General features: G+C 39.6%; 11 protein-coding genes. 3 read left to right on the top strand and 8 right to left on the bottom strand.

All coding sequences use genetic code 11. The annotated features are described in order from the left end of the window. Positions 1-180 precede the first annotated feature (180 nt). From AACU32_RS36175 to AACU32_RS36145, 7 genes are all read right to left on the bottom strand, one after another. Positions 181-2,163, bottom strand: coding sequence for an ATP-binding response regulator (locus tag AACU32_RS36175; protein WP_096607075.1), 1,983 nt, complete (start codon positions 2,161-2,163; stop codon positions 181-183). 147 nt (positions 2,164-2,310) lie between these two features. After that, complete coding sequence (locus AACU32_RS36170) at positions 2,311-8,313, bottom strand: hybrid sensor histidine kinase/response regulator (RefSeq protein ID WP_096607074.1); 6,003 nt, start codon at positions 8,311-8,313, stop codon at positions 2,311-2,313. 220 nt (positions 8,314-8,533) lie between these two features. Beyond that, positions 8,534-9,649: a non-hydrolyzing UDP-N-acetylglucosamine 2-epimerase gene (gene wecB, locus AACU32_RS36165; RefSeq protein ID WP_096607073.1), complete on the bottom strand. Its 1,116-nt coding sequence runs from the start codon at positions 9,647-9,649 to the stop codon at positions 8,534-8,536. A gap of 346 nt (positions 9,650-9,995) precedes the next feature. Continuing rightward, positions 9,996-10,907 (bottom strand): metallophosphoesterase family protein, encoded by a 912-nt coding sequence (locus AACU32_RS36160; RefSeq protein ID WP_096607072.1) that lies wholly within the window; start codon positions 10,905-10,907, stop codon positions 9,996-9,998. A gap of 79 nt (positions 10,908-10,986) precedes the next feature. Beyond that, entirely contained in the window at positions 10,987-11,382 is a 396-nt protein-coding gene (locus AACU32_RS36155) for a cupredoxin domain-containing protein (protein WP_096607071.1), read from the bottom strand. A gap of 85 nt (positions 11,383-11,467) precedes the next feature. Further along, the gene (locus AACU32_RS36150; RefSeq protein ID WP_096607070.1) at positions 11,468-11,758 is read right to left on the bottom strand and encodes a peptidase; all 291 of its coding nucleotides are present in this window, start codon (positions 11,756-11,758) and stop codon (positions 11,468-11,470) included. A 10-nt stretch (positions 11,759-11,768) separates the two neighbouring features. Continuing rightward, positions 11,769-12,122, bottom strand: coding sequence for a hypothetical protein (locus AACU32_RS36145; protein ID WP_096607069.1), 354 nt, complete (start codon positions 12,120-12,122; stop codon positions 11,769-11,771). Between the two features lie 438 nt (positions 12,123-12,560). Between AACU32_RS36145 and AACU32_RS36140 the strand changes: the two genes are divergently transcribed. Together AACU32_RS36140 and AACU32_RS36135 are read left to right on the top strand one after the other, a co-directional pair. Continuing rightward, on the top strand, positions 12,561-13,175 hold the full coding sequence (locus AACU32_RS36140) for a sigma-70 family RNA polymerase sigma factor (RefSeq protein ID WP_339378565.1): 615 nt from the start codon (positions 12,561-12,563) through the stop codon (positions 13,173-13,175). 6 nt (positions 13,176-13,181) lie between these two features. Continuing rightward, complete coding sequence (locus AACU32_RS36135) at positions 13,182-13,955, top strand: anti-sigma factor (protein WP_096607067.1); 774 nt, start codon at positions 13,182-13,184, stop codon at positions 13,953-13,955. A 209-nt stretch (positions 13,956-14,164) separates the two neighbouring features. On the opposite strand, the gene AACU32_RS36130 is transcribed toward AACU32_RS36135, so the two are convergent. Then, the gene (locus tag AACU32_RS36130) at positions 14,165-14,539 is read right to left on the bottom strand and encodes a hypothetical protein (RefSeq protein WP_096607066.1); all 375 of its coding nucleotides are present in this window, start codon (positions 14,537-14,539) and stop codon (positions 14,165-14,167) included. Positions 14,540-15,256: 717 nt separating this feature from the next. On the opposite strand from AACU32_RS36130, the gene AACU32_RS36125 reads away from it, so the two are divergent. Further along, positions 15,257-16,594 carry a type IV pilus twitching motility protein PilT gene (locus tag AACU32_RS36125; protein WP_096607065.1) on the top strand — a complete coding sequence of 446 codons (1,338 nt, stop codon included), beginning with the start codon at positions 15,257-15,259 and terminating at the stop codon, positions 16,592-16,594. Positions 16,595-16,699: the final 105 nt, after the last annotated feature.

Genomic DNA, 16,699 nt, shown 5'->3' with positions numbered 1-16,699 from the left:
TTTCACAAATCCTCAACGGATTGCTATAAGTAGGTCAACATAATTAAATGTAAGATGTCATTGCGAGGAGGAACGACGAAGCAATCCCAGTATGCAGCGATTGCTTCGTTCCTCTCTTCGAGACGCTACGCAAACGCAATGACAAAACATATTATATTTATTTAGGTTGATCTACTTATCTCATCGGTTCATCTGCATAAATAGTCCTTGGCAAAGAACCTCAGATAAAGTTTGCAATAATTCCTGAGTTGTATAGGGCTTAGAAATAAATTTGTTGACAGTCGCATCTTTGGTAATGTTATTGCTGGTTACCAAACCGCTAACAGCAACAATCTTCACCTGGGGATTCATTGTTTGCAATGTACGAATGGTAGTTGCACCATCCATCAACGGCATCATCATATCTACCACAACTACACTGATTTTATCTTGGTAGCGGGCATACAGTGCGATCGCTTCAATACCATTGTTGGCAGTCAGCACTTTGTAGTTATAACTTTCTAAAGAAATTTTAGTAGTTTCGAGAATTTTCGCTTCGTCATCTACTACTAAAATTAATTCTCCGTTACCATCTGGCAGTTCGAGATTGTCCGCTAACGATGTTGCCATAGTCTCCACTGCTGGTAAGAACAATTTAAATTCAGTTCCTTTGCCGATTTCGCTATGGACGTTAATAAAACCACCGTGACTTTTGATGATACCTCTCACGGTTGAAAGACCCAAACCTGTACCTTTACCAACTTCTTTAGTGGTGAAAAACGGCTCAAATATTCTATCTAAAATTTCTGGCGGCATCCCCATTCCTGTATCCGCAACAGTAATTACAATGTAGGGCCCAACCTTGGCCTCCAGATTCATTCGGGCATATTGTTCATCAATCAACAAATTTTTGGCAGAAATACTGAGAGTACCACCGTTGCACATAGCATCACGAGCATTGACGGTGAGATTCATCAGTACTTGATGCAAATGTGTGGCATCTCCAATCACAGCCCAAAGATCTGACTGAATATCAGTAGAAAATTCTATAGATTTCGGAAATGTGCCATGCACAATCTGCTCAATTTCTGAGAACAGGTGGCTAATTAGCACAATTGAACGCTTACCTTCAACCCCGCGTGCAAACTGTAGCACTTGCTTAACTAAAGCAGCTCCACGTTTAGTGTTAGTTTCTATTGTTCTATACATTTTCTGACTCCATTCATCAGCATTAGGGCGTTTTAGCTGTAGCAGTTGCGCTGCCGACAAAATTGGTGTCAGTATATTGTTGAGGTCATGGGCAATGCCGCCAGCAAGTGTACCCAAACTTTCTAGCCGCTGCGTGCGGAGAAATTGGCTTTCAAGTTGTTTTTTTTCTGTAATGTCGGTGTTAACTATCAGAATCGATTTAGGTTGTCCATCGCGATCGCGCATTAAAGTCCAACGACTAGCAACAATAATTTTTTCGTCTTGTTTGGTAACTTGCTGCAATTCACCTTGCCAGCAACCATGTTCAGCTAGACTTTTGCGGATATTTTGTAGTTGAGGTAAGATTTCCGGTCGATAGAGAAGCTGATTGATATTTTTGCCAATTACCTCTGATGCTTGCCATCCGTATAAATTTTCCGCTCCTTGGTTCCAAAAGCTGATTTGATTGTCCCAATCGTTAACGATAATTGCATCTGTAGCGATATCTAGCAAAGCAGCTTGTTCATGAATTTTTTGTTCTGCTTGCTGGCGCTCAGCAATTTCCCTCTCCAAACGCTGATTTTGCTCTTGCAGTGTCTTGGTTAAGTGTCGCAGCTGGAGATGAAGTTTAATCCGGGCTAAAACTTCTTCATGCTGTAGCGGTTTAGTAACGTAATCCACGGCTCCCAAACTCAAGCCTTTGACTTTATCCACTGTTTCGGTGAGTGCAGTCATGAAAATAATGGGAATATCTTGTGTTAAGGCATTCGCTTTTAAACGGCGACAGGTTTCAAAACCGTCTATATATGGCATGAGTATGTCCAACAGGATCAAGTCAGGTGGGGCATATTCGGCTCGTGCGATCGCACTTTCACCATCTTCCGCAACCAAAACAGTAAATCCTGTATCGGCTAAAAAATCAAACAAAATTTCTAAATTTGTTGGGTTGTCATCAACAATTAAGATGACTCCTGGATGATTCAAATCAGTTTTCATAAAACCTCATTTTTCAATTAGGCAGAGGTCAGCAATTATGTTAATCTACATCCCTAGTAACGCTGCATGGAAGTCAATAGTCAAAAGGCAAAAGGCAATATTCAACTGACAACTGACCATTGACCAATAATATTTAATTACGCCAACCTACTTACTTTTTGCCATCTGTGAATATTCTTTAATAAAATCTACAATTTGTTTTCCTTTAAACTCTTTAGCCAGTTGGCGCAAATGATGTGCAAACGGTAACAATTTTTTATCAAACTCCTCTAATTTTGTTGCTCTTTGGGCAATACTCCTGAGGTCTCCCTTCATTGCCAAATCTAGCAGAATTCCAATTTCTTCTGCTGGTGGAGGAATTAATTGTAAATTTTGAAGTTTTGTTTTTACATTAACATTTTTTTGTTCTTTTGGCTCATTTTCTATATCTTCATAAATCCATTCCAAGCCTAAGTGAATTCTTAATTTTTCTAAAAGTTCTGCTACCAAAAATGGTTTAGGCAGAAAATCATTACAACCTACTTCTAGACTCTGCTTTTGCTCAAAATCAAAAACGCTAGCTGATATAGCAATTACTGGTACTTCCTTAAATTTTGGTAACAGCCTCAGACGACGTGTGGCTTCAAAACCATCCATTACGGTCATTACCAAGTCCATAAAAATCAAATCTGGCTTAAATTCTGGTGCTTTATTCAGACAGTCTAAGCCATCGGTTGCTTCTAAAAGTTCAAAACCTAAGCCCTGTAGTAAATTGACTAAGACAGAACGATTTGAGCATTTATCATCTACTACTAAAATCTTCTTTCTATCACCAACAAAACCAATGATGTTACGTTCAACAACTTTCTTAACATTAATTGCTGAACCAACCTCAGCTAAATCCAAATCTAGCCAGAAAACGCTACCTTTACCTAACGTACTTTTCACCTTCAGTTCACCGCCCATCATCTGGACTAATTGACGGCTAATTGCTAATCCTAAACCTGTACCTTCTGTCTTGCGGCTATCTTCCCCTACCTGTTTAAATGGCAAAAATATTTCTTCTAATTGCTCTTCGGCTATACCGATGCCTGTATCTTCTACTTGAAACCGTAATTTTTCCCCATGATATCCTACCTGGAATTTTACACTACCTTTTTCAGTAAATTTGACAGCATTGCTCAGTAAATTAATTAAAACTTGCCGTAACCGTTTCTCATCGGCGCGCACAATTTTAGGTACATGAGATAGTTGATGATAAACTAAAGCAATTCCTTTTTGTTCACTACGAATCTGGCAGATTTGCACAATACTTTCCAGAAAATCTGGTAAATAAAATTCTGTAGGATAAAGTTCTAATTTTCCTGCCTCAATTTTAGAAAGATCTAAAATATCGTTAATCAGTGTTAGTAAATGTTCCCCACATTGATGGATGATGTTGATACCATTCTTTTGTTCAGCAGTTAAAGTGTTATGTTTATTCAAAATTTGTGCGTAACCCAAAATCCCATTGAGGGGTGTACGCAGTTCATGGCTCATGCTAGCAAGGAATTGGCTTTTGGCGCTGTTGGCGGTTTCAGCTGCTTCTTCGGCGCGTTGGCGATCGCGGATTTCCTGTTGTAGTTGCAAATTCTTACTTTGTAATTCCAGAGTTCGCTCTTTGACTCTGACTTCCAATGTGCGATTATATTCTTCTAAATCATGATAAAGACGCGCATTTTCAATTGAGATTGCTGCTTGTGATGATAAAAGTTGTAAAACTTCCAAGCGCTCTGGCGTAAATGCTTTAGTAGTTAAATTATTTTCTAAGTACAGAATACCAATGAGTTTATTTTGGTGGATAACTGGTGTACATAAAACAGATTTCGGCTTTTGATTGATTATATAGTTGTCTGCTGTAAATGCTCCCTCATTGGCGGCATCATCTAATAATACATATTCCTGAGTTCGCGCTACGTAATTAATTAGGGATATCGGTAAGTAAGGGCTACATTCAACTGATGTCGATTCCTGTAAACTTATTTCATTACATCCCACATTTCCTGAAGCTTCTATAAGTAGTTTTCCTGCCTTTTCTAAAATTAAAAATCCCAGTTCCGCTCCGGCAATTTCAATGACAATTTGCATTAATTTAGCCAACACTTTATCTAGAACTATTTCACTAGACAGAGCTTGTGAGGCCTTCATAACTGCTGATAAATCGAAAACTTCTGGATTCCCAATAGTCGTAGAGCTAATTGTGCGATTCATTTCTAGAGTTTTGGTTTTGCGCTCTCCACTCTGGGAAAAAATTTGCGGATAAGTTGTTTCTAAAAATCTGATTTTGGCAGTTGCTCCCCACCGAACATAAGCGTAATAAGACTGGGCTAAATAATCTCTAGCAATATTTTCCCTACCCCGCATAAAATAAAACTCTGCTGCAAGTTCCGCACCCAGCGCTTCTTCTTGGATATAACCTTGTGCTTTGGCTCCGGCTATAGCGCGGTCGTAGTATTCCATAGCTAGTAATGGTTGCCCAATTATCCTAGCTTTCTCTGCCTCTACTAAATTATATTTATGTTCAAAATTACAAGGTGCATGAAATGCTTTTAACCCCAAACTTTTTTGATTCAATTCCAACTGCTGTAAACACTTTTCTTTTTCACCATCATCAAGCTGTTGGTAATAAGCAAGTATTATTAAAGAATGGTAAAATTTCAATTCATAATCCATCAGCATTGCGACTACGCCTTGGATATTCGCTTGGGCTAAATTTGCATATTCAAAAGCAGCCTTGTAATCTTTAAATAAATAAGCAAGTATTGCTTTAAATAAATAAAAGCAACAAATCACAACTTGCCAATTAGCTGTCATCACAATTGGCAATCTGGTTTCTTCACAGAAACTTTCACCTGTTAAAGTTAGCTTATCAGTAGCTCGCCCAAGCAAATTGAGTGTAACTTGTCTAGCCAATCTAATGTAATTAATGCCTAAATCTTGTTTAAACTGATCAACTAACTCAACATAAGGGGCAATTTTTTTCTCTACTGTTTCTAAGTTTTCACCACTAAAAAACAAGTAAATTCCATACTCAGAACTACCATAACCTAAAAACTCAATATTGCCAGTTTCTAAAGCAAATTCACTAGCTAATCTTAAACTATCTACAGCTTCTCGTAAATGCTCCTTACAAAATTGTAGATGACTAGCATATACTTTAAGGGCACAAGTTTTGATAACTTTATCATTAAATTTCTCGGCTACTCGCAACGCTAATTGACCAAATTCATAGGCGGAATCATTATCTTCAAATACACCAGCAACTAACAAACCATACATAGAATAGCCAAATGCTGAGGCTCCACAATTACCATACTTCACCGAGAGACTAACCATTGTTGACATCATTGGCATCACAAGGTGTGGTCTGACAATGTAAACGGGCCCTGGCATAGTATTTAATATTTCTATTGCCGCTTGTTTATAAGGGTCGCTAATTAATGGTAAATTTGCGAGTTGGGCAATTTGGCTTTGATCAAACATCAATTCTTGCCGCAATTGCTCACAATATATATTGATGCTTTCTAAATCTGTTGGTATGGTTACTCCTAATAATTCTAGAGTTTGTAAAGCTATATCAATTGCTGCTGGTAAATCTGCTTTAACAATATAAAAGTTAATGGCTCTTTTATAGACTCTGACTTTATCTAAGATGGTTTTAGCGTAGTTTAAAGCAATATCAATTAAATTTTTAGCTTCCTGATAATTAGCATTGAGATACTCGGCTTCAATCGTGGCATCATAAATATCTAATGTTAAATTATATTCCTCCTCCCAGCTATCTATCGCTAAGAGTTCAATTCCAGTACTTAAATATTTCAGAGCAGTTTCATAAGCATTTGCTAGTCTGGCTTTATTACCTGCAATTAAGTTGAGTTTAGCTAGCTGATATTTTTGAGCCTGCTGGGTTATCATTCCCGCACCAATATCTAGCTGGTTAACAATCTCAAAAATGTTTTCTTCAATTTGGGTTTCTGGCGTATTCTTGAGTAACAAATTGCCAATTTTTAAATGAGTTTGCTTTTTTTGGATATCGGGAATTAGTGTATAAGCAGCTTGCTGAACACGGTCATGTAAAAATTTGTAAGTAATTTGTGATTGAGAAAGTTTAAAATCCTCGTCAAATACTAGAGGAATTTTATCAGCATTAGTTAGAGGAATAACTAAACCTGCTTCTAGAGAACCCCACAAATCTGCGGCTGTTTCTGTCAACGTTTTTTCAGTCACAATACTCAAGACTTCTAGAGTAAATTTGTCACCAATACATGCAGCTAATTTTAATATATTTTGCGTTTGTGGTGATAATTTTTGAATTTGATTGACCATCAAATCAACAACATTATCAGTAATATCAATTTGTTTTATTAGTTCGATATCCCACTGCCAGCAACGGTCACTAATATTAAAAAATAATAAATTTTCTAGATACAGAGATTTGAGGAGTTGAGTTAAAAAGAAGGGATTTCCTTGAGTTTTAGCAAACACTAACTCAGCTAGCATCTGTATTTCTTCCGGATGAGTACGGAGAGTATCACTCACCAAAAGTATGACATGGGAAATTTGCAAAGGTTGGAGAACAATATTGTTAACTATTGCCGAAGATATTTTAATTTCTTCTAAAGTCAACATCAAAGGATGAGTTGCATTGACTTCATTATCTCGATATGTACCAATCAGTAATAAATATTGACTATCTGGATTACAGACAAGCAACTGAATTAACTTTAATGAAGCTAAATCTGCCCACTGTAAGTCATCCAAGAACAGCACTAAAGGATGTTCTTTTTGAGAAAATATATGAATAAATTTTTGAAACAGGCGATTAAATCGGTTTTGCGATGCCGTGGGGCCTAATTGCGGAACATCTGGTTGATGTCCAATTATTCGTTCGACTTCGGGAATAACATCGATAATAACTTGCGCATTATCGCCCAAAGCTTTTAAAATCTTTGCTTGCCAAATTGCTATTTTTTCACTACTTTCTGTTAATAACTGCCGGAGCAATTCTTGAAAAGCTTGAATTAAAGAAGCATAAGGAATATTACGTTTAAATTGGTCAAACTTACCGGAAATAAAATAACCTCGTTGACGTATTATGGGTTTATGAACTTCATTCACTAAGCAGGATTTGCCGATACCAGAGTACCCACTTACTAACATCATCTCAGTTGCCCCTAGACTCACTCGCTCAAAGGTATTCATGAGAATGGCAACTTCTTGCTCGCGACCATAAAGTTTTTGGGGAATGACAAATTGGCTATATAAATCAAGCTGACCGATGTTGAAATTGGGAATTTTTCCAGTTGCTTGTAGTTGTTTTAAGCATTCTTCTAAGTCTGCTTTTAACCCTAAGGCATTTTGATATCTCTCCTCAGCAGTTTTGGCTAATAATTTCATCACTATATGAGAAACTACTGAAGGAATTTTTGAGTTAATTTCTTGAGGAGGTATTGGTGTTTTGGCAATATGGCTATGAACTAATTCTAAAGAGTCATGAATTTGAAAAGGTAGCTGACCCGTTAACATTTCGTAGAAGGTGACACCTAAAGAGTAAAAGTCAGTACGATAATCAATGGAACGATTCATTCTCCCAGTTTGTTCTGGTGACATATAGGCGAGAGTGCCTTCTAACAAATTAGGATCGCTGGGGTGATGATTTTCTTTGGATAAATATGATGAAATACTAAAATCAATAATTTTAACTTGACCTGTTTGCGGATTAATTAAAATATTTTGCGGCTTAATATCTTTATGAATAATATTATTTTGATGTAACTGAGAAAGAATAGTAGCTAGTTGAATAGCAATGTTCAAAAACTGGCTTAAGTCAAGTTTTTGGATGTTAATAAAATTTTTTAGAGTTTCTCCGGCAAAATCTGACAGAATTAGTGCTAAACCGTTTTGATAATTTTCCAACGCCAAGGGTTTAACAATTCCTTCTATTTTTAAACTTTGGAGTATTTGATATTCATGTCTTAATTGAGTAAGCTGTTTTATAGTGGGATACTCAGCTTTCAGAGTTTTAATAATTACCGATGTTTGCTCAGGCTCGCGTAAAGCACGATAAACATAGGTAGTAGTACCGTCATAAAGGACTTCGATGAGATTGTAACCAGTAATGGTAATACTCATATTTGATTTCTGATTTGTAAAAGTTACTTAAGCACTAAGCTGATAGCTTTCCCATTTATGCTAATTTCTCCTCCTGTTAAAGTTAAGGAGTGTCATTAATTGTTTACATAAATTAAAATCCCCTGCGGATAAGAGATCCGAGGGGAAAATGATGAATAAAATAATTGCTATCTATCGATTACCCAGCGAACACAGCTGTATGGTATTGGGATAATATTGTTTAGCTAATTGCTAAGTAATTGTTGACGATTTGCAAAATGCGATCGCTTGCTTTACCATCACCAAAAGGATTAATCGCATTTGCCATTGTTTCATAGGCTATGGAGTTGCTGAGTAACTCAGCAGCAGCAGCCACAATATTCTCGGTTTGAGTGCCTACAAGTTTAGCGGTACCGGCGGTGACTGCTTCCGGCCTTTCTGTGGTTTCCCGCAGAACTAGTACAGGTTTACCGAGGCTAGGTGCTTCTTCTTGCAAACCGCCAGAATCAGTGAGCAAAAAATGCGATCGCGCGATCGCACCCACTAATTCTTTATAATCTAATGGTTCTGTCAAAAAAATTCGCGGATGATTTCCCAAAAGTCCTTGTAATGGTTCTCTTACCGTAGGATTGCGGTGTAGTGGTAATAGCAAAGCTGTATCGGGAAACTTATCTAATATTTGTAAAAATCCTTGCGCGATTCCTTGCAGTGGTTCTCCCCAATTCTCCCGGCGATGAACTGTCGCCAGCAGTGTGCGATAGGATGACCAGTCTAACCCAGGTATATTGCAGGCTGGTTGATTTGCAGCTACATTTAACAGCGCGTCAATTACAGTATTACCTGTTAAGTGAATTTCACCCAACACACCAGAACGCTCTAAGTTTTCCACAGCCAGAGGCGTTGGTGCAAAGTGCAATTGCGTAATTTGCGAAATCAGCCGTCGGTTAGCTTCTTCTGGGTAAGGATTAAACAAGTCATCAGTTCTTAAACCCGCTTCTACATGACCTACAGGAATTTTTTGATAAAATGCTGCCAAAGCTGCGGCAAAAGCTGTAGTCGTATCTCCTTGCACTATGACTAAATCTGGCTTGCTTTCCTTAAATAAAGCCTCCAAACCTCGCAGACTGCGACAGGTAATATCACTCAAAGATTGCTGAGGCTGCATAATCTCCAAGTCATTATCTGCTTTCAGGTCGAACAGCTGCATTACTTGCTCAACCATTTCCCGATGCTGTCCAGTCAAAATTACTTGTGACTCGAAATCTGGAGACCTTTGAAAGACTTGAATTACCGGAGCTAGTTTAATCGCCTCCGGACGAGTACCTAAGATTATATAAACTCGTTTTTGATTAGTCATTAGTCAATGGTCAATGGTCATTGGTCAATAGTCAATCATGGTTATTCAATAGTGATTAGTCAACAGTGATGAGTTAATCACTTACGACAAAGGACAATTAAGAAAATTAGAACCTACGCAACTGGCATATTATTTTAAGTTCGTAGTGTAGACGCACTCCCTGCGGCTTCCCATAGGGTGCAGGGATAGAGCCACTGACCACTGACAAATGACAAATGACTCGCGAAGCGCAATAAAATGTACCCTGGACGTATAAAAGATTTTCGGCTGATTTCCGACAAAATTAACACCTTAGTCAATACCTCCTAACTAGCTGATGTCTATTGGATACAATTCTATCGAGACTCTAAGCCAGAGAATGCTGGTCAATTTTGACATCATTACCAGGTACAAATTCCAGTGTGCGGAAACCCAAAACAGCCAGTAAATCCTTTTCTGGTAACTTGACAGGGCCTGGTTTTTCAGCTTTTCCTGGCGCAGGTAACGGATAAGCAATAGATGCAGCCGTACTAAATCGAATGTTACCTTCGCTATGTTGAATTACTTGATGAATATGACCGCTGAGGACGGTAACAGAAGAAAAGCGGGATAATAACGAGAGTACTTTACCTGATTCAACAGTTGCCCAACCCCATTGAGGATAAAGATTATACAAAGGAATGTGACTAAAAATAACTATTGGCGTGTCTTGTTTCTGGGCTGCGAGGTCTTTTTCTAGTAAATCTAGTTGGGCTTGACCGAGTTTCCCTTGACCAGTTTCCCCAAATTCCAGCACATTGGTCAGGGAAATCAAATGCACGCCGTTATAGTCCCATATTTGCAAACCTTCTTTTTTATCCTTTTGGCTGAATGCTTCTGCATAAGCTTTCCCCCTGTCTCCGATGGTGTCATGTTCGCCAGGAAGGGTAAACAGTGGTGCTTTCAATTGGGAAAGAAATTGTTTTGCCGTGTCAAATTCTTCCGGTTTGGAAAGGTGCGTGATGTCTCCAGTATGAACAATGAATGCTGGTGGTGTGGGTAGTGAGTTTATAGCGTTGATGGTTTGTTGCAGACTGGTAGTAACGTGGGGGTTGGCTTCCTTATTGAAACCTAGATGTGTGTCGCTGATTTGCACAAATGATAAGGGTGCAGAATTTGCTAATTTCTTACCTTGCGAATCTCCGACCGAACAGGATTCAAGTAAACCATTTCCCCCCACTACCCACAGAATACCAAGACCAGTCCAACCAACGTGTTCAATAAACTTTCTACGTTTCATTTTGTTTTCCTATTTGATGTGAAAGTTGCTTTGCTTTAAGTAAAAAGTCAAAAGCAAGAGGTCTTTTATGAGTGCCTTTTTACTTTTTACTTGTGTTAACAGTAATTGTTCCTTGCATGTAGGGATGAATCGAACACAAGTAAGGGAAAGTTCCTGGTTGCGTGAAGGTGTGTTTCCAAACTTGGGTATTATCCAATCCCTTAGAATCAAAAGAGCCATCTTTGGCAGTAATGGTGTGTGGTTCTTCATCTTGGTTGACGAACTGCACAGTCTCACCAGCACCTATTTTGAGGTTTTCTGGTAGGTATTTGAAATTGACAATTTTGACGGTAGGATTTGCGGGATTGGCGGCAAGTTCCTGTGGTTGGGGTGTGGGTGCTACAGATTGTCGGTTGGGGGTGCAGGATGATAAAGAAAACACAATTACCAGAATTGTAGAAGCAAGTCCTTGAAGCAAGTAAGAGATATATTTCATATAGCGATAGACCCGAAAATTATTAAGTAATCGCACCAGACGACCTACAAATACAACAGATAAAAAGAGGTGATTTGTTGCATTTTTAGTTTTTAGTTTTTACTTGTTCTGATTTGCGCCTTTGAGAAAATAGACCCATCATATTTAGTCCGGTGGCAATTAAACTCAGCAATCCTAATCCGTTGAATACAGGTAAAATTGCTGACAATCCCAAAAATTGGAACGTATGAATTTTGAGGAGAAATCCGACTAATGTGGCTTGGTGCAACCATTCATCCGCAACTGTCATGGCAATACCTGTAACTGCGGTGATAATTAGTGGTAAGCAGACTGTAAGTGCAATCAGTCGGTGATATTTGCGGAAGGCTAATCTCATTATCAAATTCCTAATCTTCTTCTTCTAAGGCTTGTAGTTGTGCTTCGAGTGCGTTTAAATATCCTTTGTCTGATAGAGTTTGCTCTGGTAGTAGCTTTGCCTTCACCGCACCTTGAACAATATCTTTAGCTGTTAGCATTCCCGACTGATGCGCGTTCAACAAATCATTCCCACTTGTGATACCTACATTTTCTAAATAGCCGCGTTCAGCCATAAAAGCCAGATTGAAAGGATTAATTTGACTGGCTTTGGCACTGTTTGCCACGACTGAATTATATGTGATTGGGGTTTGTGCTTGAGCAGTAGTTGCTAGTACAGGAGATATTAATAAAGCTGATACAATTGGGAGAATATAACGTTGCATAGTTCTACCTCGTTAATCGAGTTGTTGGCATAAAGCAATGAAAGCAGGTAAGAGAAAACCTACCCAACTTGTTTTCATGTGGGTGATGTGTGAGTAAAAAAGGCTGTTTTCGAGAGCTATAATTAAATAGCGTGTGCGGATTCTCTTCTAGAGAGACTCACACACTGTGAAGGGCATCATATCTCTACAATCAAACATTACCGAAATCTATAATTGTTTGGATTAGTGTTCGCTTCTATTGCTATAACGAACGAGATGAGAATTTGGATTTAACCTCAATCTAAAATCTAAAATCCGTCTTGAAAAGTTTGCTCAACGGGGGAACCCCCGCACGCAACTTTTGTCTGCGACACGCTACGCGAACGCAAAATCTAAAATCCAATTGCCTCCGTCAATCGTTATAGAAATAGAAGTAAAACCTCTACCATTGCCAACCAAATGGTATATAACCTGACATCCACCCAGGTATATTCACACCCCAGCATGGAGTCACATTCTCCCTTACATCAGACAGATACAGATTTGCTCCACGCCGTGAAAGCAAAACAGCCTGGGGCATTAGGTATTCTCTATGACCGTTACGGTCAGGTCGTCTACGGAATTGCACTGAAAGTATTGCAAAACCCGCAGGAAGCGGAAGATTTAACGCAGGAGATTTTTCTGGCTTTGTGGTGCAATGCGACTATCAATCCCAACCATAGTCATTTCCTGCGTTATTTGATAGCGATGACGCGCTCAAGGGCAATAGATAAAATCCGCTCTCGCAGTCGCATTCTCAATCTCTTGCAACGCTTTGGGCAAACAGTCACCGCCGAAACCCTTTCTCCAACTCCGGTTGAGCAAGCTTCGTTAACAGAACGCTCTCTTGCCGTTCGCTCTGCCCTTACCCAACTGCCAGACAACCAACGTCAGGTTATAGAAATGGCTTATGATGCTGAACTTAGCCAGTCGAAGATTGCTCAACAACTAGACGTACCATTAGGAACTGTGAAAACTTGGACGCGCCAAGGACTGCTGAAGCTAAAACAAATATTACTTGATGCTATTGATTAGTTACTTATGACTGCACCAGAAAATTCTCAATATGTACAACAGTTAGCAGCAGGCTATGTCTTGGGTGAACTGGCTCCTGAGGAAGCTCTTGAGTTTCAGCAGATGCTCGCAGAAAATCCTGAGTTGGTGGTGGAAGTAGAGCAGTTACAGCAAGTATTAGATGAAGTGCTTTATGGTTTAAATGCTGTTGAGCCGCCACCGCATTTGCGTGCAGCTATCCTCAGCAATTTAAAGGACGTAGAGACTGAAAATCTCTTCGCGTCCCAGCGTCGTCCAGTCCGCGCTTTTCCCTATAGTCTCTCCTGGCGCAAAATCATCGGCAGTGTCGCGGCACTATTAATTTTGTATTTGGGAATAGATAACTATCACTTGCGTAGAGAATTGCAGATAGCTGATAATCTCCAGACACTGCTGCAACAAAAAGCAACCCGCCTGTTTCCTCTGAGGGGTGTGAATTTAGCAAAAACTGCCTCTGGTAGTTTTGTGCTGAATCTGGAACAGCAAACAGGTGTCATTGCGATTCAAAATCTTCCCCCTGCGCCTGTTGGAAATGTTTACCGAATTTGGGCAGTTGTTGAGGGCGAAAAAATCCCGTGCGGACAGCTTCGTGCCATTACACAGGGTAAGATTGTCGAAAAATTTGCGATGCCTGCTGATTTCTATGATGCTCCGGTATCAGAAATGTTTGTGACGCTGGAGACATCCACTGATTATCGGTATCCACTAGGACAGGTGATGATGAAGAGTGCTTTTACCTTTGGTGATGACAGCAAACTTTAACATCGGCTACGGTGTGATATCGTGTCCGTTTAAAGACTTATCATTAAGGCAGCAGGGGGGCAGAGTTTTTGGGTTTTCTGCATAGATTCGGGAATTATAAATAATGAGCCGGACTTGATGTGAGTTATCTTCTAGCAATTACCTTTGACAAATAAACATGAAAAAACCCGGCTGAACCGGGCAGATGTACTGTTTGTCGAATTTAGCAATTACATTTTGATGTCGCAAGTTAATGGGCAAGCAGCGTAAACTGTAGTTTGCAATTGTTCTGCTTCTCCATGCAGCCAGCTTAACCATTTGATTTGTTTTGGATGTACTCCCTTAGCAGTTAGTACTCCAGCAGCTAATACAACTGCCATGACATTAAACAAAATCAAACCGCCTGCTACTAACAAAACTGCACTAACAGGCATTACAGATTGCAACACAATCGACAACAGACACCCGACCGTAGCCATCAAAACCACTAATGGAAAACCGACAACCAACAAACATACTGCCAATGTGAAAGTCCAGATCAAAAAGCTTTTGATCATTAACAAGGAGTAGGTCTTTCCGAGATTAGAGCTATCAGCCGCAACCATGACTTTTCCTCCCAAATACACAACAACAATTTAACTTCAGTTTTCTCGGTTAGCGAGTTAACTGAATTCTTTAATTAGAAGTTAAGTATATAAAAACCTATTCACCAGATGAGCATTTATTTACTAAACTTTACAGTTAATTTTTTGTAATTATGAATGTAAATTCGAGTTTATATATAGGGAAAAACCTTGATATCAGCATCTATCTGGAGGTATAGAAGCTAAACTAACTCGGCTTTAAAGGTGCGTTATCGCCCCCTTAGTGCGATCGCGCTTAACATTTCTTATATTAACAGACTGAGGTTCTCATAATTCACGAGATGTGTCTGAATAAAATATCTGCTAATGTTTTGTGCTGTTAATTGCTATCAACTTTTGTCTAAACCTGGGATGAAATTTCTCATTTAGACAGCGTAAATAATTTATTATTAAAAACTTGTATTTAATATTACTTATATTTATTAGTATATTTACCAGTGTTGATGACTGGTTTTAGTGTGTTAAACAGGTTGGTATAGAGTCCAGAAAAATACTGGGAATCATTGATGATAGCAAACTAGTAAAAAAAAATACTAATAACAGGCACAAAAATTAACTGACTGTTGCTTTCACCTGATTAGCTACTAGACACCGACTACTCTAGCTTTAAGCGCCCTTAGAGCATTCACAAATAACTTGTTTCTAATTTATTGTTTGTTGGTTTCATTGTAAAGATTTATGACAGACTTACAGCGTCCACCAAGTTCCAATTCTGCTGTTACACGTCCAGCACCGCCAGCGCCACCAGCGCCACCACCACCGCCAGCACCGCCAGCACCACCACCACTGCCAACGTTAAGTACACAACGTCAGCCTACGGAAACAGTGGATTTGTCAAATTCCCCAGGAATAAGTGCTGCACCGCCACCCCTACCAACTGCTAACCCAGCTGCGGCTCATCGTCCAGGGACTCCACCACCAATCCCTAATATTGCAGCGAAGCAAAATAGCAGTTCAAGTGTGACATTAGAAGACCTAATCAAGGAAGCCTTCGATAAAGGATTTTCTGACATTCACCTGGGTGTAGGTGAAGTACCCCGCTTTCGGAACCGAGGGGAAATTGAGTCAACGAATTATCCCGAAACTGATAAAGAAACTTTTATGAGTTGGATGCGGGAGGTATTAACAGAAGGGGAGATTCAGCGGTTTCAAGAACAATTAGAATTTGACGGCGCAACCCAGTATGAATTTGCTCGTGTGCGGATCAATATTTTTGACTCGCTGAAAGGCTCTGCAATGGTCTTGCGGTTAATTCCGTTAAAAATCTTAACGATTGATCAGTTGCGGTTACCTCCTATTTTTCGAGATATCTGTCATGTTCACAAAGGTTTAATTTTGGTAACTGGACCCACTGGTTCTGGTAAGTCTACAACGATGGCGGCAATGATTGACTATATCAACAAAGAAATGCCGAAGCACATCATTACCATCGAAGACCCGATTGAATTTGTTCACAGAAGCCAAAAATCGTTAATTAAACAACGGGAAGTGGGAATGCACACCCGCAAATTTGATAACGCCTTAAAAGCCGCTTTGCGGGAAGACCCAGATTTGATTCTAGTGGGTGAAATGCGGGATAAAGAAACAGTCAACACTGCTTTAAAAGCTGCGCAGACAGGTCACTTGGTAATGGGAACCCTGCACACTAATAGTGCGGTAAAAACCATTGAGCGGATACTGAATCTTTACTCTGGTGAAGAACAAGATGCTATGCGGGTGGCAATCTCTGAGTCTCTAGTGGCGGTGATTGCCCAAGGTTTGTGCCGCACAACAGATGGTAAGCGGGCTGCGTTCCACGATATCCTAATTAACACCGAGGCAATTAAGGAGTGGATTAAAGACGGTAAGTATGATGAAATTAGCGAACTGATGAAACAAGCCAGCTTTGACGGCATGATTACGATGAATCAGTCGTTATATAACCTCTACCAAGACGGGCGAATCACTGAAGAAACAGCCTTGGAAATGTCACCAACTCCTAACGAAATGGCGCAATTCCTCCGAGGCAGAGTTTAATTTAAGAAGGCAGATGGCAGGAGGCAGGGGGGTAGAGAACAGTGTTGACTGTTGACTGTTGACTGTTGTACGGGCGGGTTCACAGATATCCTCGTGGATCAACAA

It is taken from the genome of Calothrix sp. NIES-2100, assembly GCF_963875285.1.
In the GTDB taxonomy this organism is placed as follows: Bacteria; Cyanobacteriota; Cyanobacteriia; order Cyanobacteriales; family Nostocaceae; genus Aulosira.
This window is presented reverse-complemented; position numbering and strand designations above follow the sequence as displayed.